At 70.1% G+C, this 23,928-nt stretch carries 15 protein-coding genes and 1 pseudogene; 8 read left to right on the top strand and 8 right to left on the bottom strand.

Translation table 11 applies throughout. The features are described 5' to 3' along the window. The first annotated feature begins 82 nt into the window (after positions 1–82). The 5 genes from IH48_RS0117865 to IH48_RS0117845 all read left to right on the top strand — a co-directional run bounded on the left by IH48_RS0117865 (position 83) and on the right by IH48_RS0117845 (position 11,067). Complete coding sequence (locus tag IH48_RS0117865; RefSeq protein ID WP_234434297.1) at positions 83–1,675, top strand: ABC transporter substrate-binding protein; 1,593 nt, start codon at positions 83–85, stop codon at positions 1,673–1,675. A gap of 50 nt (positions 1,676–1,725) precedes the next feature. Beyond that, positions 1,726–4,842 (top strand): alpha-mannosidase, encoded by a 3,117-nt coding sequence (locus tag IH48_RS0117860; protein WP_030904942.1) that lies wholly within the window; start codon positions 1,726–1,728, stop codon positions 4,840–4,842. Between the two features lie 143 nt (positions 4,843–4,985). After that, the gene (locus tag IH48_RS0117855; RefSeq protein WP_030904940.1) at positions 4,986–8,012 is read left to right on the top strand and encodes an alpha-mannosidase; all 3,027 of its coding nucleotides are present in this window, start codon (positions 4,986–4,988) and stop codon (positions 8,010–8,012) included. 92 nt (positions 8,013–8,104) lie between these two features. Next, a complete protein-coding gene (locus tag IH48_RS0117850) occupies positions 8,105–9,073 on the top strand; it encodes a hydroxyacid dehydrogenase (protein ID WP_051839985.1) in 969 nt (322 codons plus the stop codon). A 38-nt stretch (positions 9,074–9,111) separates the two neighbouring features. Beyond that, complete coding sequence (locus IH48_RS0117845) at positions 9,112–11,067, top strand: DUF2264 domain-containing protein (RefSeq protein WP_030904934.1); 1,956 nt, start codon at positions 9,112–9,114, stop codon at positions 11,065–11,067. A 728-nt stretch (positions 11,068–11,795) separates the two neighbouring features. Here IH48_RS0117845 and IH48_RS0117835 read toward each other — a convergent pair. Then, positions 11,796–12,731, bottom strand: a complete 936-nt coding sequence (locus IH48_RS0117835) for an aldo/keto reductase (protein ID WP_030904932.1) — start codon at positions 12,729–12,731, stop codon at positions 11,796–11,798. Positions 12,732–13,032: 301 nt separating this feature from the next. Between IH48_RS0117835 and IH48_RS37645 the strand changes: the two are divergent. Continuing rightward, a pseudogene (locus IH48_RS37645) lies at positions 13,033–13,250 on the top strand (IS701 family transposase); the annotation flags it as partial. A 234-nt stretch (positions 13,251–13,484) separates the two neighbouring features. Here IH48_RS37645 and IH48_RS0117825 read toward each other — a convergent pair. Then, on the bottom strand, positions 13,485–14,651 hold the full coding sequence (locus tag IH48_RS0117825; RefSeq protein WP_030904920.1) for a CaiB/BaiF CoA transferase family protein: 1,167 nt from the start codon (positions 14,649–14,651) through the stop codon (positions 13,485–13,487). A gap of 98 nt (positions 14,652–14,749) precedes the next feature. On the opposite strand from IH48_RS0117825, the gene IH48_RS34435 reads away from it, so the two are divergent. Further along, positions 14,750–15,376 carry a TetR family transcriptional regulator C-terminal domain-containing protein gene (locus IH48_RS34435; RefSeq protein WP_158710317.1) on the top strand — a complete coding sequence of 209 codons (627 nt, stop codon included), beginning with the start codon at positions 14,750–14,752 and terminating at the stop codon, positions 15,374–15,376. Positions 15,377–15,436: 60 nt separating this feature from the next. Here IH48_RS34435 and IH48_RS0117815 read toward each other — a convergent pair whose 3' ends face one another. The 6 genes from IH48_RS0117815 to IH48_RS0117790 all read right to left on the bottom strand — a co-directional run bounded on the left by IH48_RS0117815 (position 15,437) and on the right by IH48_RS0117790 (position 22,742). Continuing rightward, positions 15,437–16,201 carry a crotonase/enoyl-CoA hydratase family protein gene (locus tag IH48_RS0117815; protein WP_030904918.1) on the bottom strand — a complete coding sequence of 255 codons (765 nt, stop codon included), beginning with the start codon at positions 16,199–16,201 and terminating at the stop codon, positions 15,437–15,439. A 115-nt stretch (positions 16,202–16,316) separates the two neighbouring features. Then, entirely contained in the window at positions 16,317–17,072 is a 756-nt protein-coding gene (locus IH48_RS0117810; protein ID WP_030904917.1) for an SDR family oxidoreductase, read from the bottom strand. Between the two features lie 142 nt (positions 17,073–17,214). Beyond that, positions 17,215–18,378, bottom strand: coding sequence for an acyl-CoA dehydrogenase family protein (locus IH48_RS0117805; protein WP_030904916.1), 1,164 nt, complete (start codon positions 18,376–18,378; stop codon positions 17,215–17,217). 82 nt (positions 18,379–18,460) lie between these two features. Then, positions 18,461–19,459, bottom strand: coding sequence for an NADPH:quinone oxidoreductase family protein (locus tag IH48_RS0117800; protein ID WP_030904915.1), 999 nt, complete (start codon positions 19,457–19,459; stop codon positions 18,461–18,463). After that, positions 19,456–20,940: an AMP-binding protein gene (locus IH48_RS0117795; RefSeq protein WP_030904914.1), complete on the bottom strand. Its 1,485-nt coding sequence runs from the start codon at positions 20,938–20,940 to the stop codon at positions 19,456–19,458. The genes IH48_RS0117800 and IH48_RS0117795 overlap by 4 nt, the downstream gene beginning before the upstream one ends. A 308-nt stretch (positions 20,941–21,248) precedes the next feature. Then, a complete protein-coding gene (locus IH48_RS0117790) occupies positions 21,249–22,742 on the bottom strand; it encodes an alpha/beta hydrolase family esterase (RefSeq protein ID WP_030904912.1) in 1,494 nt (497 codons plus the stop codon). 296 nt (positions 22,743–23,038) lie between these two features. Between IH48_RS0117790 and IH48_RS0117785 the strand changes: the two genes are divergently transcribed. Then, positions 23,039–23,818, top strand: a complete 780-nt coding sequence (locus IH48_RS0117785; RefSeq protein WP_030904910.1) for a 3-hydroxybutyrate dehydrogenase — start codon at positions 23,039–23,041, stop codon at positions 23,816–23,818. Positions 23,819–23,928 lie beyond the last annotated feature (110 nt).

The raw sequence follows: 23,928 nt of genomic DNA, 5'->3' as shown, positions 1-23,928 counted from the left end.
GGCCCACCGCAGCCCGCATCGACTGACCGGAAGAAGGGATGACCCACCCATGGGTGTGCACCTCACCCGCAGAAACGTTCTGTTGGCAGGAATCGCCGCCGCGGCTGCTCCCGCGCTGGCGGCCTGCGGTGACGGCGGCGCCGCACCGTCAGTCGCCGAGAACGCCGACGTGCGGCTGCCTGACTACGTGCCCTATCAGAGAGTGCGCCCTGACCTGCCCGGGACCGAGGCCGGGGTCCTCAGCGGTTATTACCACTACCCCGAGCATCCGGTGCCCGCGGCACCCGACGGCCCTCCGGCCAAGGGCCCGTCCATCAACGTCATGACCCTCACCTACAGCGCCGTACCACCGCCGGTGTCCAAGAACCCCATGTGGCAGCGGCTCAACAAGGAGCTCGGCACGTCGCTGGAATTCGAAGACACACCCGTCGGCGACTACCCGGTCAAGTTCGCCCTCACCGTGGCAGGCGGCGATCTGCCCGACGCGATGCTGGTGCTTCCCACCGCGCCGCGCCAGCCGGCGATGCTCAACGCACTGTTCGAGGACCTGTCGCCGTACCTGTCGGGCAGCGGCGTACGCACGTACCCGTTCCTCGCGAACCTGCCGACCTCCTCCTGGAGCCCGATGGTCATCGCGGGCGGTCTGTACGGCCTGCCGATGCCCCGCGCGAACAGCGGCTCCGCCATGTTCTACCGCTCGGACATCTTCAGGAAGAAGGGCCTCGACCCCGCGCCGAAGTCCTTCAAGGAGTACCTCAAGCTCTGCAAGGACGTCGCCGATCCCAAGAACGCCAAGTACGCCAACGGCGACCCCACGGTGACGCTCTACTTCCTGCTCGAGATGCTGGGCGGTGCCAACACCTGGACCCAGGAGGGCGGCAGGTTCACCTGGTGGCTCGAACAGGCCGACATCCTGCGCGAGGCGCTGGACGGCATGCGGCAACTGGTGAAGGCACACACGATCCATCCCGACGGCTTCACCACCATCGGAAAGTTCAAGGACTGGTTCGGCAACGGCCACATCGCCATGAACTACGACGGCCTCTCCGCGTGGAACCAGTATCTCAGCCAGTACCGGGCCACCGACCCCAGGTTCGACGTCGACGCGATGGTCGCACCGGGCTTCGGCGGAGGCAAGGGCACCCACTGGGCCGGCCACACTTCGTTCGCCATGCTGAGCCTCAAAAAGGCCCCGCGCGAACGGATCGAACAGCAACTGCGGGCGTTCAACCTGCTCGCCGCGCCGTTCGGCACCGACAACTACCTGCTGCGCAAGTACGGGGTCCAGGGCCACGACTTCGCCCTCAAGAGGTCTGACCCCATACAGAACCCGATCGGTGTCACGGACACCGGCCTGCCGACCGGCTTCGTCACGGACGCGCCCCAGAGCATCTACTATCCACAGGCCACCGAACCCGTACGGCGGCAGCACGCCTTCCAGCAGCGCGCCGTCGACATCCTCGTGACCGACCCCTCCTACGGGCTCTATTCGGAAACCAACACAACGGCCGGCACCACGATCCAGCAGAACATCATCGAGGGCCCACTCAAGGGTTACATGCGCGGAACCTCGGACTGGAACGCGATCGAGGACGCGGTCAAGGGCTGGCGCAAGGACGTCGGCGACAAAATGCGCGCCGAGTTCGAGCATGCCTGGGAGGGCCTGCACACGTAGGTGCCTGTCCGCCGGCCGCACACGAACCATCACGCTAAGGATCTCGCACTGTGCATGACGAACAACGGATCACCGAGGCACGCGTCCGGAAACTGCTGGAGAGGGTCATCCGACCCGCGCTGTACAGTGCCACTCGTCCACTCGCTCTCGAATCGTGGCACGTCGAGGGGGAACCCGTACCCTTCGCCGACGCCCAGCGCGCGCCGTACCAGCCCATGGCGCTCGGTGATACCTGGGGCAGCCCCTGGGCCACGACCTGGCTCAAGGCAACCGGCGAGATCCCCTCCGCCTGGCGGGGAAGCCGGGTGGAGGCAGTCTTCGACCTCGGTTTCGACCCGAGCCGCGGGCCAGGTGGCCAGGCTGAGGGACTCGTGTACCTGGCCGGTTCTCCTGTCCAAGGCCTGCACCCCTACAACCGCAGCCTGCTGCTCACGGGCGACGCGGCCGGCGGCGAGTGCGTCGACCTCGCGGTGGAACTCGCCGCCAATCCGAACATCTCGGGAAGCCAGGCCAGAGGCACCCACTTCGGCTCCCCGCGCACTGCCGGCGACAGTCACCTCTACCAACTGAAACAGGCTGAACTCGCCGTGCGCGACGAGGAGATCTGGCACCTCATTCACGACATCGAGGTACTCGACCAGCTGATGCACGAACTGCCCCAGGGCTCCTCGCGGCGCCACGAGATCCTGCACGCGCTGCGTCGCTCCGCCGGCGTGCTCGACGCGCACGACGTCAGCGGCACCGCTCCGGCCGCGCGCGCACAACTCGCCGCCGCGCTCGCCCGCCCCGCCCACGGCTCCGCACACACCGTGACCGCCGTCGGACACGCGCACATCGACTCCGCCTGGCTCTGGCCGGTCCGCGAAACCATGCGCAAGTGCGCACGCACCTTCACCAACATGACCACCCTCGCCGGCGAATACCCCGAACTCGTCTTCGCCTGCTCCTCCGCGCAGCAGTACGCATGGGTCAAGGAGCAGCAGCCCGAGGTCTTCGCGCGCATCAAGCAGGCCTTCGCCGATGGGAACTGGGTACCGGTCGGCGGGATGTGGGTGGAGGCAGACGGAAACCTTCCGGGCGGCGAGGCACTGGCCCGGCAACTCGTCTACGGACGCCGCTTCTTCGCGGAGGAACTCGGAGCCGTACAGCAGGGGGTGTGGCTGCCCGACTCTTTCGGTTACACGGCTGCCTACCCGCAGCTCGCCAAGCTTGCCGGAGCCCGGTGGTTCCTCACGCAGAAGCTCTCCTGGAACGAGACCAACCGTCTCCCCCACCACACCTTCGACTGGGAAGGTATCGACGGCTCACGCATCTTCACCCACTTCCCGCCCGTCGACACCTACAACGCCGAGCTGTCCGCCACCGAACTGGCCCACGCGGAAAGCAACTTCGCGGACAAAGGCCCGGCCACTCGCTCCCTCGTCCCGTTCGGCTACGGCGACGGCGGCGGCGGCCCCACCCGGTCCATGCTGGAACGCGCCCGCCGCCTTCGCGATCTGGAGGGCTCACCCCGCGTCGAGGTGGACAACCCGAACACGTTCTTCGACACGGCACGCGCCGAGTACGGGCCGCTACCCGTGTGGCGGGGTGAGCTGTACCTGGAGAACCACCGCGGCACCTACACCAGCCAGGCCCGCACCAAGCGTGGCAACCGGCGCTCCGAGGCCCTGCTGCGCGAGGCCGAGTTGTGGGCCGCCACCGCCGCCGTGCGCACCGGCGCCCCGTACCCGTACGAGACGCTGGAGGCCGTCTGGCGCCGGGTGCTGCTCAACCAGTTCCACGACATCCTGCCAGGCACGTCCATCGCCTGGGTGCACGAACAGGCCGAGCAGGTCTACGGCGAGCTGCGCCGGGACCTCGAAGCGGTCATCGACGCGGCGGCCGGCCGGCTCGGTGGCGAATCCGTCGGCTTCCTCAACGCCGGGCCCCACGACCGCCGAGAGGTGGCCGTCCTGCCGGCCGCGAGCGACGGCGGGAGCCCCTTCGAAGCAGGCCAGCACCTCTCCGACGGACGATTCGCCGTACTGGCCGACGTCGCGGCCCTCGGCACCGGCGGTCTCCTGCAGACCCCCACCGCCCCCGTGACCGCACGGTCCTGCGACGGCGGCTTCGTCCTGGACAACGGGGCCGTGACGATGACGATCGACGCCGACGGCCTGATCAGCAGTGCCTACGACCGTGAGGCCGGCCGCGACGCCATCGCCCCCGGAACCGTCGGAAACCTCCTGCAACTGCACCCGGACGACCCGAACGTCTGGTCCGCCTGGAACATCGACCCCTACTATCGCGACACCGTCCGGGATCTGCGCGAAGCCCACTCGGTCACCCTGGCCGAGGAGGGGCCCCTGCTCGCGTCCGTCCGGGTGGAGCGCCGGTTCGGCTCCTCGGTCCTGGTCCAGCACCTCGAACTGGCCGCCGAGAGCAAGCAGCTCACCGTGCGCACCGACATCGACTGGCAGGAGCGCGACACCGTACTGAAGGCCGCCTGGCCGATCGATGTGCACGCCGAACACGAGAGCGCGGAGATCCAATTCGGCCATGTGCGGCGCCCCACACACCGCAACACCAGTTGGGACGCGGCCCGCTTCGAACTGTGGGCGCACCGTTGGGTGCACGTCGGTGAGCGCCACTGGGGAGCCGCCGTACTCAACGACTCCACCTACGGCCATGACATCGCCCGCGACACCAGGGAGGACGGCGGCACCACCACGACGCTGCGGCTCTCCCTGCTGCGCTCCCCGCACAGCCCGGACCCGCAGGCCGACCGGGGCCGGCATGCCTTCACCTACGCACTGGTCGTCGGCGCCGGCATCGAGGAGGCCATCGCCGGCGGATACGCCCTCAACCTCCCCCTGCGGCCGACCACTTCGGTGACCCGCCCGCTGGTCGCCCTGGACACCTCCGACGTCGTCGTCGAGTCGGTGAAGCTGGCCGACGACCGCAGCGGCGACGTCGTGGTGCGGCTCTACGAGGCCTGTGGCGGCAGGGCCGGGGCGACTCTCATCGCAGACTTCCCCATCACCGCCGTCAGCGACTGCGACCTGCTGGAGAACCCGGAGCGAGATCTGCCGACCGCGGGCGGGTCCGCCGCGTCCTTCGCCATGCGCCCCTTCCAGATCCGCACGTTGCGGCTGCACCGGGCACGTGCGTCGGCCCAGGGCGTCTGACGTACCGCGCCGTGTGCCCGCGGACCCACACGAGGCTACGCGTAGCGCGACCCCGCCATCCGCCGTGGCAGTGGCGCGCGCCCCGCGGCGCCGCGCCTCCACGAGTGCCACCCCAGTCCTCTCGCAGCCACAGGAGACCGTCCATGCACGACGACCGCACCCTCGTCGAGGCGCGTCTGGAACGCGTCCTGAGGGAACGTGTCCGGCCCGCCATCCATCCCGTCAGCGTGCCTTTGGCCGTGGAGATCTGGACGGCCCCGGGCGAGCCCGTGCCCGTGACCGAGGGTTTGGCCGCCCCCACGCGGCCGATCGACCCAGGCACACCCTGGGGTGCCCCCTGGGGCACCAGTTGGTTCAAGGTCACCGGCACCGTGCCCGCCGAATGGGCAGGCCGCACCGTTGAGGCCCTCCTCGACCTGGGCTTCACGCAGCGCACCCCGGGATTCCAGTGCGAGGGACTCGTCTACCGCCCCGACGGCACCCCGGTCAAAGGACTCCACCCGCGCAACACCCACATCCGCGTAGGTTCACCCGTGGCCGGCCGCGAGCACGTCCGCTGGCACGTGGAGGCTGCGTCCAACCCCGACATCCACTCCGGCGACGCCCCCTTCCGGCCGACCCGCAAGGGCGACAGGGCCACCGCCGGCCACGCACCCCAGTACGTGCTCGGCGACATGCGGCTCGCCGTCCTCGACCAGACCGTGTGGAACCTCGCCATGGACCTCGAAGTGCTCGGCGAGCTGATGCCCGAGCTTCCCCTGGAGGGCGCGCGCCGCTGGGAGGTGCTGCGCGCCGTCGACCGGGCCCTGGACACACTGGACCTCCAGGACATCGGCGGCACGGCCCAGGCCGCCCGCGACCAGCTGGCGGAGGTGCTCACCGAGCCCGCCGACCCCGTCACCCACCGCATCAGCGCGGTCGGCCACGCGCACATCGACTCGGCCTGGCTGTGGCCGCTTCGCGAGACCGTCCGCAAGGTCGCCCGCACCGCGTCGAACATGACCACCCTGCTCGAAGACGAACCCGACTTCGTGTTCGCCATGTCGCAGGCCCAGCAGTTCGCCTGGATCAAGGAGCACCGCCCCGAGGTCTACGCCCGGGTCACCAAGGCCGTCACCGACGGCAGGTTCGTACCCGTGGGGGGCATGTGGGTCGAATCCGACACCAACATGCCCGGCTCCGAAGCCATGGCTCGCCAGTTCGTGCACGGCAAACGCTTCTTCCTCGACGAGTTCGGCCTTGAGGACGACGAGGTCTGGCTGCCCGACACCTTCGGCTTCGCGGCCGGACTTCCCCAGATCATCAAGGCCGCCGGCGCCGACCGCCTGCTGACCCAGAAGATCTCCTGGAGCCGCACCAACAGCTTCCCCCACCACACCTTCTGGTGGGAAGGGATCGACGGCACCAGGATCTTCACCCACTTCCCGCCGGTCGACACGTACAACTGCGAGATGACTGCCTCCCAGGTCCACCATGCCGCCCGGAACTTCAAGGAGAAGGGGGCCGCCACGCGTTCCCTGGCGCCGACCGGCTTCGGTGACGGCGGTGGGGGCACCACGCGGGAGATGGTCGCGAAAGCGGCCCGGCTGCGGAACCTCAACGGCTCGCCCACCGTGGAGTGGGAGGCACCATCCGCGTTCTTCACCAAGGCCCAGGCCGAGTACCCGAACCCACCGGTATGGGTGGGCGAGCTGTATCTCGAACTGCACCGCGCCACCCTGACCACCCAGGCGCAGACCAAGCGGGGCAACCGCCTCAGTGAGTCCCTGCTGACCGAGGCCGAACTGTGGGCGGCGACGGCGGCCCTGCGGACCGGGCACCCCTACCCGTACGAGGACCTGGACCGGATCTGGAAGACAGTGCTGCTGCACCAGTTCCACGACATCCTGCCCGGCTCCTCGATCGCCTGGGTACACCGCGAGGCCCGCGAGACCTACGCTCGCCTCGCCGGGGAACTGAACCACATCGTCGAAGTCGCGCAGCGCGCCCTCGCGGGCGACGCCACCGGTGGTACCGAACTCGTTTTCAATCCGGCCCCGCATGCTCGTGCGGGCGTGCCCGCCGGCGGTGCCTCGGCGCTCGCGCCGACGGAGCGCGAAGTAGAACCGCGGCCACGCGATGAGGGCGGCTACGTCCTGGACAACGGCCAGGTACGGGTGGTCATCGACGCGCGCGGCCTCGTCGTCTCCGTGTACGACATCGTGGCGGGCCGCGAGTCGATCGCCCCGGGACAGGCCGCCAATCTGCTCCAGCTCCACCCCGACCTGCCCAACGAGTGGGACGCGTGGGACGTGGACGCCTTCTACCGCAACACCGGCAGCGACCTGATCGACGTCACCCTCCTCGCCGCCGAGGGAGCCGCGGTCCGTGTCGAGCGCGCATTCGGCTCGTCGCGCGTCACCCAGCTGCTGTCGGTGCCGGCCGGCACAAAGCGCCTGGACATTCACACCGAGGTCGACTGGCACGAGACCGAGCGGCTGCTCAAGCTGGCGTTCCCGCTGGACGTGAAGGCCGACCGGTACGCCTCCGAGACCCAGTTCGGACACGTGTACCGGCCCACCCACCAGAACACGAGCTGGGAGTGGGCGAGGTTCGAGGCATGCAACCACCGGTTCGTGCATGTCGAGGAGTTCGGCTGGGGAGCGGCCGTCGTCAACGACTCGACGTACGGCCACGACGTCACCCGGAGCGTGCGCGACGACTCGGGCACCACGACCACGGTACGCGCCTCATTGCTGCGCGCCCCCCGCTACCCCGATCCCGAGACCGACCAGGGCGTGCACTGCTTCCGGCACGCGCTCGTGCCGGGCGCCGCCATCGGGGACGCCGTACGCGAGGGCTACCGCGCCAACCTGCCCGAGCGACGTGTCGCGGGAACCGCAACCGAGGTGCCCCCGCTGGTCGGTGTCGACAACGATGCGGTGGTGGTGAGCGCGACAAAGCTGGCCGACGACCGCAGCGGCGACCTGGTGATCCGGCTCTACGAGGCGCACGGTGGGAGGGCTCGTGCCACTGTACGGGTGGACGCCGCGGCGCGGGGGCGGACCGTCTTCGCGGACCTGCTGGAGCGTCCCCTCACCGGCGCCGAGCAACCCGGGCAGGATGAGGACGGGATCGTGCTGGCCCTCCGCCCCTTCGAGATGGTCACACTCCGTGTGGAGCGTGTCTGACCACTCACAGTCCCTGTGCCATCCGCTTGGGAAGAGGTTCGTCCGTGACAGTCCGCGGTGAGCGCGTCGAGCGCCCGAATACCGTATGCGTAATGGATCCCGCCATCGCTTCCAAGGTCCTCCCCCAGGGCCTGAGGAACAGGCTGTCCGCGTCGGTCCGGCTGGCCCCCGACCCCCGCGTCCACTATCCCGGCTCCGACTTCCCGGCCGCCCTGGCCGATGCGCACATCCTGATCAGCGGCTGGGGATGCCCCGCCCTCACCGGCGACGTGCTGGCACACGCGCCCGGGCTGCGCGCCGTCATGCATGCCGCGGGCTCGGTCAAGTCCTTGGTCGGCGAAGCGGTGTGGAGGCGGGGCATCACCGTGTCATCGGCTGCCGACGCCAACGCCGCACCCGTCGTTTCCCACACACTCGCCCTGATCACGCTCGCCGTTCGGCGGACCCTGTCCATGGCCGCGGGCTACCGGGAGGGCTGGCCCGCGTTCGAGGCGCGGTCCGGCGCCGACGGCCGCACCGTCGGCATCGTCGGCGCGTCCCGGATCGGCCGCCGCGTGATCACCGGATTGGCGAAGGCCGACGCCGGATACCGCCTCCTGGTCAGTGACCCCTGCCTCGCGGACGAGGACGCGCGCCTGCTGGGCGCGGAACGGGTGGAACTCGCCGACCTGTGCCGCCACTCCGACGTGGTGAGCATCCATGCGCCCCTTCTTCACGAGACGAGTGGCCTGTTCGACGCCGCGCTGCTCTCCCTCATCCCGGACGGCGGCGCGCTCGTCAATACGGCTCGCGGACCCATCGTGGACACAGCAGCCCTCACCGCGGAGTGTGCGAGCGGACGGCTTGAGGCCTACCTGGACGTGACCGACCCCGAGCCGCTGCCCGCCGACCACGCCCTGCTGAACCTGCCCAACGTGCTGGTCACCCCGCACATCGCGGGCGCCCAGGGCGACGAGGTCACCCGCCTTGGCCGCTACGCCGTCGAGGAGGTCGAGCGCTGGGTGGCCGGCCGGCCGCTGCTCGGGGAGGTCACCCGCCAGGCCCTGCCGCGCCTGGCCTGATCCGGCCCGGAACATCTCGAGGAGACAGGAGGCACACCGTGGCGTACCGCACCCCTGCCCAGGACCGTGCGCGCTGGGAGCGCGTCGCCGACCGGCTTCTGCTCGCGGTACGCCCGTACGCGACCGACGACCACGCCCTCGTTCAACTGCCGGGCACGCCCAGCCTCAACGGCCCGCTCAGCGACGGCCTCGAAGGGTTCGCGCGCACGTTCCTACTGGCCGGTTTCCGCCTCGCCGGGGCGGGCGGCCACGACCCGAACGACGTCGCCGGCTGGTACGCCGCCGGGCTGGCCGCGGGCACCGATCCGCACAATCCGGGCCGGTGGCCCACCTTCACCGAGTGCAACCAGGCGAAGGTGGAGGCCGCGTCCATCGCCATCGCCCTGCACGAGACCCGGGCCTGGATCTGGGACCGCCTCGACGACCGTGTGCGGCAGCGGTTCCTGGAGTGGCTGGCGCCGATGGTCGGCAACGCCATGCCGGGAAACAACTGGGTCTGGTTCCAGGCGGTCACGGAGGCGTTCGCCCGTACGGCCGGGGGATCCTGGCGGCAGGAGGACCTGGACCGTGTCATCGCCGTCAACGACGGCTGGTACGCGGGCGGGGGCTGGTACTCGGACGGGCTGAGCGGCGGCGAACGGCGCAACTACGACCACTACAACGGCTGGGCCATGCACCTGTACCCCCTCTGGTTCTGCCGCGTCCTCGGCGCCGACGCACCGACCGGGCTCCTCGACCGCTACCGGTCGCGGCTCCACCGCTTCCTGGCCGACCAGCGACTGCTGATCGGCGCCAACGGCTCCCCACTGGTGCAGGGCCGTTCACTCACTTACCGGCACGCCGCGCTCGCCTCCCTGTGGACCGGCGCCCTCTTCGACGCGACCCCGCTCGGGCCGGGCGAGACCAGGGCCGCCGCGAACCGCATGCTCGACCACTTCGAGCGGCACGGCGCCACCGACGACCGCGGCCTGCTCACCCTCGGCTGGCACCGGCCCTTCCGCGGTGTGCTCCAGGTGTACTCGGGGCCCGCATCGCCGTACTGGGCGTCCAAAGGGTTCATGGGCCTGGCCCTGCCACCCGGTCACCCGGTCTGGACGTCGCCGCCCGAACCCCTCGCGGTCGAGCGCGGCGACTTCACACGCTCCCTCGAAGCGCCCGGCTGGCTTGTCTCCGGGACAGCCGGGGACGGGGTGGTCCGCGTGGTGAACCATGGCGGCGACCACGCCGATCCGGCCCACCCGCACGCCGACGACCCTTGCTACGCCAGGTTCGCGTACTCGACGCACACCGCGCCCGAAACACCGGGGGACCCCACCGCGGGCCCCGAGTCGTGCGCGGACGCCGATCCCCTCGACAACGCGGTCGTCCTCCTCGACTCCGCGGGCCGCGCCTCCCACCGCCGACCCACCGTGCGGGTCTCCATCGATGGCGCCACGGCGGTGTCGCGGTCCCGCGCACACTGGCCCGAGAACGCCACCTGGGACCCCTTCGGCGGGCCCAGCACGCGCTACGTCTCCGGACCATGGGTCACCGTCGGCTCCGCGCTGCGCGGCGCGGTCGAGGTGCGGGCGGTGCGGGTCGACCCGGCGCCGGGCGAGGAAGCGGCGGACGCCGGACACGTACTGCGCGTCGGTGGCTGGGCCGTGGCGATCGGCCCGGGCGCCGGCCCGGCCGCTACCGCGACCGGCGGCACAGCCGGCATCGCGGGGACCGACGGGCTGGTCTCCGGTATCACCGGCGCCGAAGGCTTGCCACACGCCCACGTGGTCGTCTCCGCCGACAGCAACGCCATCGGCGAGCGGTCGGCGACCCCCGTCCTGGAGACGGCGGAACCGGTCGTGCCGGGAAGGGCGTATGTCGCCCTGATCAGCCTCGGCCACAAGGACGTCGCCCTTCCCGGCATCACCACCGGGACCGAGGGGACCGACCTCCTGGTGCGCGTGGACTGGCCCGGCGGCGAGCAGGCGCTGATCCGGCTGCCCACTCCTTGGTGAGGCATCCGGGCTGAACGCCCTGTCTGCTTCCTGTCGGTGGCCGGGACTGCGGCCTGACCGCTCGAAGCCGCGTGGACCAACGGACGCGCGAGGTCACGAGGACTGTGGCCGCGGGGTGGTTGCGAGGCCCCGCGCCCTCACGATGCGACAGCACAGTACGACGGGGAGGGCCGCCATCACGGCGAACACGGGCATGACCGCGCGTGCGGGCAGGTACTGGGTGGCCATGCCGAGGCCCACAGAGGTCCAGTGGTGTTGTCGATCATGTTGTCTTCCTGCTGAGCGGATGGGCGACCTGGCGAGACCGAGGACGCGCGGAAGCGACTTGCCGGGAGGCGGCCGTCGATGGCGCGGGCGGCATACGCGCCTGTACACGGGCGAGTGGTGCTTCGTGGACACTCCCGGTACGAGCAGCCCCACGAGTTGGTGATGCGGTTGTTGACCTGAAGGCCCGCGGCCCGCCAGGCTCACCCAAGCCGTGGCGGACAGCCACATGAAGGACAGGACATCGGTGTATCCGTCACGGAGCGCTCGTGGAGCGCGGGGCGCCATTGAGTTGCCTCGTGCCCGGCGATCGCGGGCGGGGACCCAAAGCACTCCCAACGGCTCCGGGCGTTCTTGGCGAGTGAGGCACCGGATCCGCGCAGGTGTTCAGGTGGCCTGCGAGCAGTCTTGTTCCAGGCGGTCGGCCACCGGATGGGGCCTTGGGCCGGGCCCTGCGCCCGGGCTCAGGGAACGAGGTGGCCTGCGGCACGGAACAGTTCGTACCACTCGGCGCGGGTGAGCGGGAGTTCGGAGCCCTGGGCGGCGCCCGCGACGCGCTCCGGATTGGTGGTGCCGAGCACGACCTGCATCTGGGCGGGGTGGCGGGTGATCCAGGCAGTCGCGATGGCGATCGCGGGGACGTCGTACTGGCGGGCAAGGCGGTCGATGACAGCGTTGAGTTCGGGGTAGTCCGGCGAGCCGAGGAAGACACCGGTGAAGAAGCCGGCCTGGAAGGGCGACCACGCCTGGATGGTGATGTCGTGCAGACGGCAGTAGTCGACGATGCCCCCGCCGTCGAGAGTCACCGACTGCTGCTCCGCGAGCATGTTCGCGGCAACTCCTTGGGCGATGATCGGCTCATGGGTGATCGAGAGCTGAAGCTGATTGGCGACGATGGGCTGACGTACGTACCTGCGCAGCAGATCGATCTGGCGCGGGGTGTGGTTCGAGACACCGAAGGCGCGCACTTTGCCCGACGTTTCGAGTTCGTCGAAGGCGCGTGCCACCTCCTCGGGCTCGACAAGTGCGTCGGGACGGTGCAGCAACAGGATGTCGATACGGTCGGTCCGCAGGGCCGCGAGTGAGCCCTCGACCGATTTGACAATGTGCTCGTGGGAGAAGTCGAAGTACGGTCCGTCAGTGACGATGCCGGCCTTCGTCTGGATCGTGAACTCGTCGCGTTGCGAGGGGCTCAGCGCCATCGCGTCGGCGAAACGGCGTTCGCAGTGGTGGAGCTCGCCGCCGTAGACATCGGCGTGGTCGAGGAAGTCGATGCCGGCGTCACGTGCGGTACTGACGAGTTCGCGGACTTCGTCGTCAGTCTTGTCGGCGATGCGCATCAGGCCGAGCACGATGTTCGGGGCGAGGATGCCGGTGCCGGGCATGGTGAAGGTCTTCACGTGGGACTTCCCTTCGTGATGTTGAGACTTGCACAATACAAGCTGTGCAGGCGGACGACCTCGGCACGAGAGTCCGGCGGCCGTCCCCCTCCTACCGCCGCCGGGCTGCCGCTCTGCCGCATCGGTGCGCCGGTGCACGGCACGCCGCCGGCTGGGCGGTGGACCGCGTGGCGTACCCGGCCGCCCAGTACTCCAGCAGTACTTCACTTCCTGGCCTGTGGGCTTCGCCGGGTGGTGGAGTGCAGCGGGTGGCGGGGCGGTCTCCGGACGTGATCACCGAGCATGTCGCCACCAGTGGGATCTGGAACTGGACGATCTCTCCGTGACCATCGGCCATCGCTTCGGCCGAGTGGAACTACGCGGCCGCATGCGCGACTACGTTCGCGCCTGCTCGCCCCGGGCGGCTTGCAGCACTTGCTCGCCGGCGCACAGTGGAACCCCGACGAGATCCGCGATGACGTGCAGGAATACGTCGCCGACACCCTTGGCGAGAACGACGGAGTCCTCATCCGCGAGGACCGGACACGCCATTTGGCCTCATCAGGTGCACTTCTTGCCCGTTGCCCAAGCGTGCCCAGGAGGTACGTGTCGATCGCCATGAGGGCGTATTGCTTCACGGTTGCCGCGACGGCGGCAGCGAACAACAGGGGACCCTCACGGTCAGGCCCTGACGGCGCGGGCCAGTTCGGCCGACCCGAACCGGACACCCCGGAAACGGACTCCGCCGGGATCCGGGACCGGGCCAGGTCCGCGTCATCGCGCCGCCGGCACGGCGGCGCCGCTTGCGACGAGACTCTCCGCGTCGTCGATTCCCCAGGCGGTGAGCGCCTCCACCGTGTTCTCCCCAGGCTCGCTCGGCGGCGTCGACAGGCTGGCGGTGGTGCGGGAGAAGCGCGGTGCGGGCGCCGGCTGGGTGACCCCGTCGCGCTGAACGAACACCCCGCGCTCGGCGACATGCGGATGCGCGGGCGCCTCACTGAGTCGCATGACCGGCGTGACGCACGCGTCGCTGCCGGCGAACACCTCACTCCACTCGTCGCGCGTCCGTTCCCGGAACCGTGCGGCGATCTCGGCTCGCAGTTTTCCGGGCGCCGCCGCTCCACCCGGGGCGGCCTTCGGGCTCTCGATCCCCAGGAGCCGCGTGAACTCCTCGAAGAACTTCGGTTCCAGAGCTCCGACCGCCATGTGCTCGCCGTCAGCAGTCTCGTAGACGTCGTAGTTCGGCAGGCCGCCGTCGAGGATGTTTTCTCCTCGCCGCTCGGTGTGCATGCCGGCTGCGAGGAAGGAGGAGGTCATCGCATTGAGGTGCGCGACGCCGTCGACGATGGCCGCGTCCACGACCTGGCCCCTGCCACTTGCGCCCCGCTCGACCAGTGCGGCGAGAACACCGATCACCAGATAGGTGGACCCACCACCGAAGTCCCCCAGGAGGTTGCTGGGGAAGTGCGGCTTCGAGCGGTCCTGGCCCAACCCGTGCAGCGTGCCCGCGACCGCCGTGTAGTTCAGGTCGTGGCCCGCGCGGGCAGCCAGCGGACCTGATTGGCCCCAGCCCGTGATGCGTCCGTAGACAAGGCGGGGATTGCGCGCCATGCATTCGTCCGGCCCGATCCCCAGCCTCTCTGCCACTCCCGGCCGGCCCCCCTCGACCAGCACGTCCGCACGCTCGACGAGGCTCAGGACCGTGTCCACGGCGTCGGGGGCCTTCAGGTCGAGGGTGACGCGGGGCCGGCCGCGCAGTGCTATGTCGTGGCGCGGATCCTCCAGACTGAGTACCGGGCCGCCCGGCCGCTCGATACGGATGACGTCCGCGCCGAGGTCGGCCAGCAGCATGCACGCGTGCGGCCCGGGGCCGATGCCTGCGATCTCGACGACCCTGAGGCCCCGGAGCGGCCCGGTTCCCCGGCCGAGTGCGAGCGTCATGCGATGTGTCCCCTTCCGGTCGTGTTGTGTACACCTACCAGAGTCGCACAGATGCGCGACTCTGGGGATCGGCGGACATGCGCGGTATGCTCGTGTGCATGGCGAGGCCCCGGGGTGACGATGTCCGACGTCAGATCATCCTCGCGACGTTCCGGTGTGTGGCGCGTGAAGGCGTCTCGGGGATGTCGCTCAGGGAAGTCGCGAGGACCACCGGCACGAGCACCGGCACGATCACTTACCACTTCGGCTCCCGGCACGGGCTCCTGCTCGATGCCGTCGAGTACGGCTACTGGGATCTTCCGCAGGAGTTGTACGAGATGGACCCGGCGCAAGCGCTCCGCTGGGTCCTGCACCGCTACGAGCTCTCGGACGAACCGCGCCGCTCCTGGTGGCAGTTCTGGCTCGCCATCACGGCGCACGCGCAGGTCGACGCCGAGGTCTCCGAGCGGCTCCTCGCCCAGACCGACTCGATCCTCGTCCGGTGGCGTGCCTGCATCGAGCGGGGCATCGCCGCAGGCCAGATCGCACCGGACACCGATGCGGCGACGGAGGCGGGGCGTCTTGCCGCCTACGCCCACGGCCTTGCCATCGCCCAGTTGATCAACCCGTCGGCCGCTGTCACGAAATGGGCGACCGAGGAGCTCACCCGCGCCGTCGAGATCCTTCGCGACCCCCAGGGCGCCTCGCCCGGGCTCTTCGCCGCCACGCGGCCGGCGGGCGACTGAACGCACGCCTGGGACAACCGGGCAACAGCCGGCGGGGCGGGCCTTCCGCCGCGGGCGCCGTCACCGCCGCCGCCAGGACGGCGCGCGTTTCTCCGCGAACGCGGACGCCCCCTCCTTGGCCTCTTCCGAGGAGAACACGGGATCGGCCATGTGCCTCATCCAGGCGATCTCCTCGGGGTCTGCCCACCTCGTGGAGCGCGCCAGGATCGCCTTGGTGACACGGACAGCACAGGGGCCGTTGGCGGCGATATGCCGCGCGGTTTCCAGCGCGGCGGTGAGCGCCCCGCCTTCTTCGGTGAGTTGGGAGACGAGACCGTGCCGTTCCGCGTCCGCGGCGGTGATCGGCTCGCCGGTGAGTGCCATGCACATCGCGACGGCGTGGGGCACGGCCCTGGGAAGGCGAAGCAGACCGCCTCCGGCCGCGACAAGTCCGCGCCGCACCTCCGGGAGTCCGAAGACGGCGGTCCGTGCGGCGACGACGACGTCCGCCGTCAATACGAGTTCGCAGCCGCCGGCGAGAGCCCACCCCTCGACGGCCGCGATGAGCGGCTTTCTGGGAGGCGCGTCGGCGAGTCCGCCGAACCCCCGGCCGTCGACGACGGGCAGCTCACCGGTGAGGAGTGCCTTCAGGTCCGCGCCCGAGCAGAAGGTCCCGCCGGCTCCGGTGAGGACGCCGACGGCGATCTCCGGATCCGCGTCGAGGCCGTCCATGGCGTCGGCGACGGCGCGGGCGACGGCCGCGTTCACCGCGTTGCGGGCCTGGGGCCTGTTGATGGTGATGACGCGGACACCGCCCGCGTCGTCCACCAGTACCTGGTCGTTCATGGGGACTGTTCCTTCCCGGAGGGGGCGAGGTTGGGAGCGCCGCGGACTCGGCTCGTGCGGCGTGGCACCGCCCTGCCAGGCGAGCGGCCACGCCGCAGTCGAGGCTATGGGGGCGCTATCTCGGTGCCATACGCAGTGCGCCGTCCATGCGGATCGTCTCGCCGTTGAGATAGTCGTGGCTGACGATCATGGCGACCAGCTCCGCATACTCCTCGGGCCGGGCAAGCCGCCGCGGGAAGGGGACCCCGGCGGCCAGGCTCGCGCGGAACTCCTCGCTCACGCTGTCGAGCATGGGTGTCTCGACAATGCCGGGAGCGATCGTGTTGACCCGTATGCCGTACTGCGCGAGGTCCCGCGCGGCGGGCAGGGTCATGCCCACCACCCCGCCCTTCGAGGACGCATAGGCAGCCTGCCCGATCTGGCCTTCGTAGGCGGCGATGGAGGCTGTGTTGACGATGACACCGCGCCTGCCGTCCTCGTCCGCCTGGGTCCTGGCGATGCATTCTGCCGCCAGGACCAGGACCGTGAACGTCCCGACGAGGTTGACCCGGACGACGTCTGCGTAGAGATCCAGGTCGTGAGGCCCACCGCGGCCCAGGATCCGCGCCGAGGGCCCGATACCCGCGCAGTTGACGGCCACGCGCAGCGGAGCCGTGTCCGCCGCGCGAGCCACGGCCAGCCGGATGTCCTCCCGGTCCGTGACATCCGCGGGTACATACGTGACGCCGTCGACCACGGGGGCGGCGCCGAGACGGGAGGCGAGGTCGAGGCCGAACACCCGGGCGCCCCCAGCTGCCAGTCGCTCGGCGGTGGCCGCGCCGAGGCCGGAGGCTGCTCCGGTGACGAGGCATGAAGTTCCGTGCAGTCGCATGGTCGGGCTCCTGACGTCCTGCGAACCGGAGCAGTGTGAGGGCCGTCCTCGACTCCCGGGTCCGCGTGGATGATCGACATGGTGGGCCGGGGCGGCGCGCCGGGCCCGGCGTGGGTCCCTCGCCGGCGCCACCGCCGGATGCTCAGACGCGTCGCCCGAGTATGTCCCGCGCCATGACGATCTTCATGATCTCCGTCGACCCCTCCATCTGCTTGCACATGCGGAGCATGGCGTGGAAGTCCGCGAACGGATAGTCGTCGATGGCGAGTCCGCGTCCACCGAGCACCTGCATCGCGCGGTCAACGACCCGGAGCCCCGCGTCGACGCAGTAGGCCTTCACCATCGACGCCTGCAGCCGCTTGTCGGCGTAGCCGCTGCCGCCGTGGTCGACGAGCCAAGCCGACTGGTACGTCGTCCACCGGATCGATTCGATGTCGAAGTGGTTGTCCGTCAGCATCCACTGGATCGCCTGGTTGTCGCCGAGCTTCCCTCCGAACACCTCGCGCTCGTTGGCGTAGTCGACGGCCAGCTCCTGGCTGCGCTCGGACATGCCCAGTGCGATACCTCCGATACGGAGCCTGAAGCGGTTGAACTGGTGCTGTGCGATCTTGAATCCGGCACCCGGCTCGCCGAGGAGGTTCTCCTCGGGGACGACGACGTTGTCGAGCACCAGCTCTTCCTCGCTGCCCCAGGTGCGCGCGAGGACTCGGACCTCGCGCTCCTTGGTGAAACCCGGTGTGTCGTTGTCCACCAGAAACATGCTGATCCCCGCGCTGCCCTTGGTCGGGTCCGTGACGGCCGCGACGGCCGTGTAAGAGGATCCGGCGTGACCGCTGCGCCACTTCTTCCGGCCGTTGAGGACCCAGTGGTCGCCCTTGTGAACGGCGGTGGTGCGGATACCCGCCAGGTCCGCTCCCGCCCCGGGTTCGGTAAAGCACATGGACCATCCGGTCTTGCCCTCAAGCACCGGATACAGGTACTTCTTCTTGATCTTCTCGGGTGCCTCGTACATCACGGGCCACGGGGCGAAGGCCTTGTCGGTGAGGAACCGCGGCACCTTTGAGGTCTCGGTCAGCACGATGACGTCCTCCATGGCGCCCAGACCCTGACCGCCGTACTCCTTCGGCACGTTCAGCCCGGTCAGGCCGTACTCGTCCTGCTTGCCCTCCAGGTGGGCGAGGAGTTCAGGACTGTAGTCCTCGGCGGCCACCGGCCACGACCGGTAGTACGGCATGACCTCCGTGGCCATGAACTCCCGCGCGCGGCGCTGCAGGTCCAACTGGGATGCGGTCAGCTCGAAATCCATCGGTTTCTCTTTCCGGTTGCGGTGGGGCCCTTGATCCGGTGCACAGCCCGATCGGCTCCGTATGCGGAAGGGTGCGGCTCGGTCAGGGCCGCAGGGAGACGACGACCTTGCCCGTCGCCTGTCGCGTGTCGAGGCGCTCGATGGCATCGGGCGCGGCGGTGAACGGGAACCGCTCCGTGACCAGCGGCCTGATGTCGCCGCTCCGCCACAGGTCGAACAGCGCGTCGACGTTGTGCTCGTTGGCCTCGGGCTCCACCTGGACGAAGGTGTACCAGTCCACGCCGAGGATCTGGCGTCCCCTGATCAGGGCGATGTTGAGGGGGATGCTGGGAATGCCGGCCGTGAACCCGACGACGAGGTGGCGGCCGCCTCTCGCGAGGCTGCGCAGCGCGGGCTCGGTGTACGGCCCTCCCACCGGATCCACCACGGCGTGGACACCTGCGGGTGCCAAGGTCTTCAGCCGGCCCGCCAGCTCCTTCTGTCCTTCTCCCGACGTGAGATGCGCGTCGTACACCAGGCCGTTCGCCGCCCCGCGCGCCCGTGCGAAGTCGACCTTCTCCCGGGTCGACGCCGCCGCGATCACGTGTGCGCCGAGCGCGCGCCCCACCTCTACGGCGGCGGATCCGACGCCCCCTGCCGCGCCCAGGACGACCAGCGTCTCTCCGGCCCGGACACGGCCGACGTCGTGCAGGGCGTGGTAGGCGGTGGCATAGGCGAAGAGAAAGGCCGCTGCCTCGTCGACGGGGAAAGAGGAAGGGATGCGGAACAGGTGGCGCTCCGCCATGACGATGTACTCGCTCAACGCGCCCCAGCCGGACCCCCCGGCGACGACGTCGCCCGGTTTGAACCGGGTGACCTCGGTCCCGATCTCCGCCACGACCCCGCAGAACTCGCTGCCCGGGACGAACGGCCGCGGCGGCTTGATCTGATATTTGTCACGGATGAGCAGCCCGTCGGGGAAGTTGACGCCCACGGCCCGCACTTCCACGAGGACGTCCCGGGCGCCGAGTCCGGGTACGGGACGCTCCTGCAGCACAAGGGACTCGGGGCCGCCCGCCTCACGGCTGATCCACGCCTTCATCGAACGGCCTCCCCGTCGGTGTTGACGCGTTCGGCCCGCAACCGCCCGCGGCGCACCTTGCCGGCCGCGTCGTGCAGTGGCGCATCGACGAACTCGTAGGACCGCGGGCACTTGTAGAGCGCCAGCCGGTCCCTGGCATGCGAGGACAGGACCGTCTCGTCGACATCCGAGGCGGCGTAGACCAGTGCGTGCGGCGCCTGCCCCAGGTCGTCGTCGGGAAGCCCGATGACGCAGGCGTCCGCGACGGCGGGATGGTCGAGCAGTGCGGCCTCGACCTCGGCCGGGTAGACGTTGCTCCCGCCGACAAGCATCATGTCCGACTCGCGGTCCTCGACGTACAGGTAGCCGTCCCCGTCGAGCCGGCCGATGTCTCCCACGGTCTCCCAGCCGTCCGGGTCGCTCTGGGCTTCGGCTCCCAGATACGCATAGCTCGGCCCCAGCGCGGGGTCCCGCCTCACCCAGATCAGCCCTCGTTCGCCGGCGGGCGACACGTCGCCCGCGGCCGACCTGACCTGAACCTCCCCTCCGACGGGCAGGCCCACGGTGCCGGGGTGCTTGCGCCACGTGGCGCCGCCGGCCGCGAACACCACCACTCCCTCGGTGCTGGTATAGACCTCACGGAGCCGCTCGGAGCCCAGCCACTCCATCCACGCCTGTTTGAGCCACGCCGGGCACGGTGCTCCCATATGCGTGACGGTGTGCAGCGTGTCGAGGCTGTAGCGGGCACGCGTATCCTCGGGCAGCTTCCAGATCCGGCTCATCATCGTCGGCACGAGGTACAGCCAACTGGCTTTCTCACGTTCGACGGTCCGTAGCAGCCCCTCGGCGTCAAACCGGCCTGTGAGCACCACCCGGCCTCCCAGCAAGAGCGCCTGAAGGAGGCTCATGAAGGGGCCGTTGTGCGAGAGCGGCCCGGGGATGACACATGTGTCCCCCTCGCGCATGCCGAGCACACCCTTGACCGGGAGTTGCGCCTCCAGGACCGCCGGCACGGGGGTGAGTATGATCTTGGGCCGTCCTGTACTGCCTCCGGAACCGATGGCTTTCCACGCGGGCGAGACGACGCCCCGGTCCAACGTGACCTCGGTGTGATCAGAGGGACGGTGACCGGCCGGCAACCGCGGGAAGCGGGCGGCCGGTTCCGCCTCGGTGCCGATCACCATCGTGGGATTCAACAGTTCGAGCATATCGGCGAGTTCATTGTCGCTGAGCCTGGTGCTGAGCGGCACAGGAACGGCGCCGACCTTCCAGGCGGCGAGGAGAACGGAGACGAACTCGATACCCTTGGGCAGCATCACCACCACGTGGTCGCCGCGTTTCACACCGAGATGAACAAGCTCGCGCGCCCGGACGTCGGAGTCCTCCTCCAGCTCTCCCCGGGTCATCTCCCGGCGTTCCGCCCTCAGGGCGACACGGTCCGGATCCGCTGCTGCCAGCTCGCGCAGCCGGTCTGTGAACGGCCGCTGTACATCGTGCGTCATTGCCGTTTCTCCTTAGAGATTCGGGGGCCGGAGGACTCCTGCCGCATACCGCCGGTATGGCGGGCCCGTCCGGGGCCCCGAGGCCTGTCTGCACGTGACGTGGTCCGCCCGGCGCAGACACCGCCGCTCTCCGCAGGTCTCCCAGAGCCCGTCCCGCCAACGAATCCGGACCGGCCAAACGAGTGTCGCACGGTCGTGCGACTCTGGTCAACGGCCGCCCCGCGCTGCCCTTCGGATTGCCCGGCGGCCCGGGCGGTGGCGGGGCCGCCTGCTGGCCGCTTCGGTGAGCGGCGCGGCGTCCGGCGCGGTCAGGCCGGGCAGCCGGCGTCCGCGACGACGTAGTGGTCCGGCGCGGTCTCTTCGAGTGTGTGGGTGACGAAGACGTTGTACAAGCCCATCGCCTGCCCCGAACCGGCCGCGTACACGTATCCGCCGCTGGTCGTCGCCCGGCCCGCGGCGACCTGGTCGTAGTTGTCCGCCGTGAAGCACCGCGGGGTGAAGCCGCCGGTGGTGGTGGCCGTGACGGCGCTCGAAGCGGCCCCCGCGGCGCCCGAGGGGTCCACCGCGGCGACGGTGTACGTGTAGGCGGTGCCCGCGGTCAGGCCCGTGTCGGTGTAGTGGGTCGAGGTGGCCGTGCCGGTCTCGGTGCCGTCGCGGTAGACGGTGTACGAGGCCGCCGAGTCCACCGCGTCCCATGACAGTGCGGCGGTGGTGTCCGTGGTCGCGGTCACCGTCAGGCTCGAAGGCGCCGGAAGTGACCCGGTGCCGCCTCCCCCGCCTCCGCCGGGGCCGTCGAGACCCCAGAAGAGGGCGGTGTAGTAGGAGGAGCAGATCGTGTCGAGGAAGTACGCACCCGTCGCCCCGCACTGGCCGGCGCCGGATCCCGGGTCGATGGCCAGGCCGTGGCCCATGCCGGAGATCGAGAACGAGGCGACAGCCGGCGCGCCGGTGCCGTCGTTGTACAGGGTCTCCGTCGTGGATCCCGGCAGTGACCTGGTGCTGGACGGGGTCTGCCCGATCCCCCACACGTCGGTCCACTGGGCCACCAGTTCGGTGGCGTTGACCGGATACACCGTGTAGTCGGCAGTCCCCTGCCAGATGGCCACCCGCGGCCAGGGCCCGCTGTAACCCGGGTCGGAGTCCTTGACCTTCTTGCCCCACTGCGCGGGAGTCAGGTGCTGGTCGTTCATCTGGCAGCCGCTCGCCGCGGTGAGCGTCGTAGCGCACTGCGCGGGCAGGCCTGAGTCGACGGAGCCGCCGGCGAAGACGTCCGGGTAGTCGGCGAGCAGGTCCGCCGTCATGCCGGCGCCCGCCGACAGGCCGGTCACGTAGACGCGGTGGGTGTCGCCGGCGAACTGCTGCTCGGCGTGGGTGACCATCGCGAGGATCGAGGCCGCTTCGCCGTTGCCGCGGGTGTCCTTGGAGGAGTCGAACCAGCTGAAACACTTCTCGATGTTGTTGGCCGTGGTCGTCTGGGGGAAAACGACGGCGAACTTCCACTGGTCGGCGAACTTCGCCCAGCCCGAGTCGTTGTAGTAGTCGCTCGCGGACTGGGTGCAGCCGTGCAGGGCGACCACGACCGGCGCGCCCGAGGGCAGGCCGACCGGCGCGTACTCGTACATCTGCAGGTTGCCGGGGTTCGAGCCGAAGTCGGTGACCTGCTGGAAGGTGCCGGCGGCGGCGCCCGTGCGAGCTGAGGCGGGCGCGGCGAGCCCGAGCACGCCGAGGAGGAGGGCCAGGGTGGCGACGCACGCGGTCGCGAGCGTGCGCCGGCTGTCGCGGTGTGCGGACGGTGGGTGCATGGGAGGCTCCTGGGAGGGGTGGCGGTGGATGTGGCGTGGCCTGCTGGGCGCCGTAACGCGGTTTGTTCCGGCGGACGTTAGGACGCGCGCCCGGGCGCGGACATGGCATGGGACGACGGCTCCTGTGCCACGGCGGTGGTGAGCCGACCCGTTGCCCGGTGCTCCGGTGGGCGCGGCGCTGTCCGGCCGAGGCCTGCGGCGGTCGCCGCCATGGCGGCAAGGGCCACACACGCCGCTGCCTTTGTGTGCGGCGATCACGTGTGACGCGATGCCCCCGCCTTCCTACGGTGGCGGTCATGGACAGCATGCAAGATCCGGTAGCACGACCGGACAGGTACCTGACCGGCAGGACGGCCCTGGTCACCGGGGCGGCGAGCGGGATCGGGCTGGCCTGCGCGCTCGCCCTTGCGGCGGCGGGCAGCCACGTGCACGTCGTCGACATCAGCGCCGATGAGGCGGGAAAGGCCGCGGCCGCGGCCGGGGGCAGCGCGCACGTCGTCGACCTGTCCGATGCGCGCGCCGTGGACTCCCTGCCGGCCGACGTGGACATCGTGGTCAACAACGCGGGGATCCAGCACATCGACGCCGTCCACGACTTCCCGCCCGATCGGTTCGCGCTCATGCAGCGGATCATGGTCGAGGCGCCGTTCCGCATTCTGCACCGCACACTGCCGGGGATGTACGAGCGTGGCTGGGGGCGGGTCGTGAACGTCTCGTCTGTGCACGGGCTGCGCGCCAGCCTCTACAAGTCGGCCTACGTGACCGCGAAACACGCCCTGGAGGGGCTCAGCAAGGTGGTCGCCCTGGAAGGGGCACCGCACGGCGTCACCAGCAACTGCGTCAACCCCGCCTATGTGCGCACGCCCCTGGTCGAGCGGCAGATCGCCGACCAGGCCCGCGCGCACGGCCTGTCCGAGGACGAGGTGATCGGACGCGTCATGCTCGAACACACCGCGGTCAAGCGCCTCATCGAGCCGGAGGAGGTCGCCCGCGCCGTCCTGTGGCTGTGCGGCCCCGACACCTCGTACATCACCGGGACCAGCCTAGCGATCGACGGCGGCTGGACCGCCCACTGACGCGACGCGGCCCGTGCCGCGCGTCCCACCGCGCCGCATGTTGGCGCGCCACTCCCCCGCCGCACCGATTGTGGTGCACCGCCACATGGGTGGCCGATCGACCGCTTCCT

Source organism: Streptomyces sp. NRRL F-5126 (assembly GCF_000721265.1).
Lineage (GTDB): Bacteria > Actinomycetota > Actinomycetes > Streptomycetales > Streptomycetaceae > Streptomyces.
Note: the sequence above shows the minus strand (reverse complement) of the source record. Positions and strands in the feature narration are given on the sequence as shown.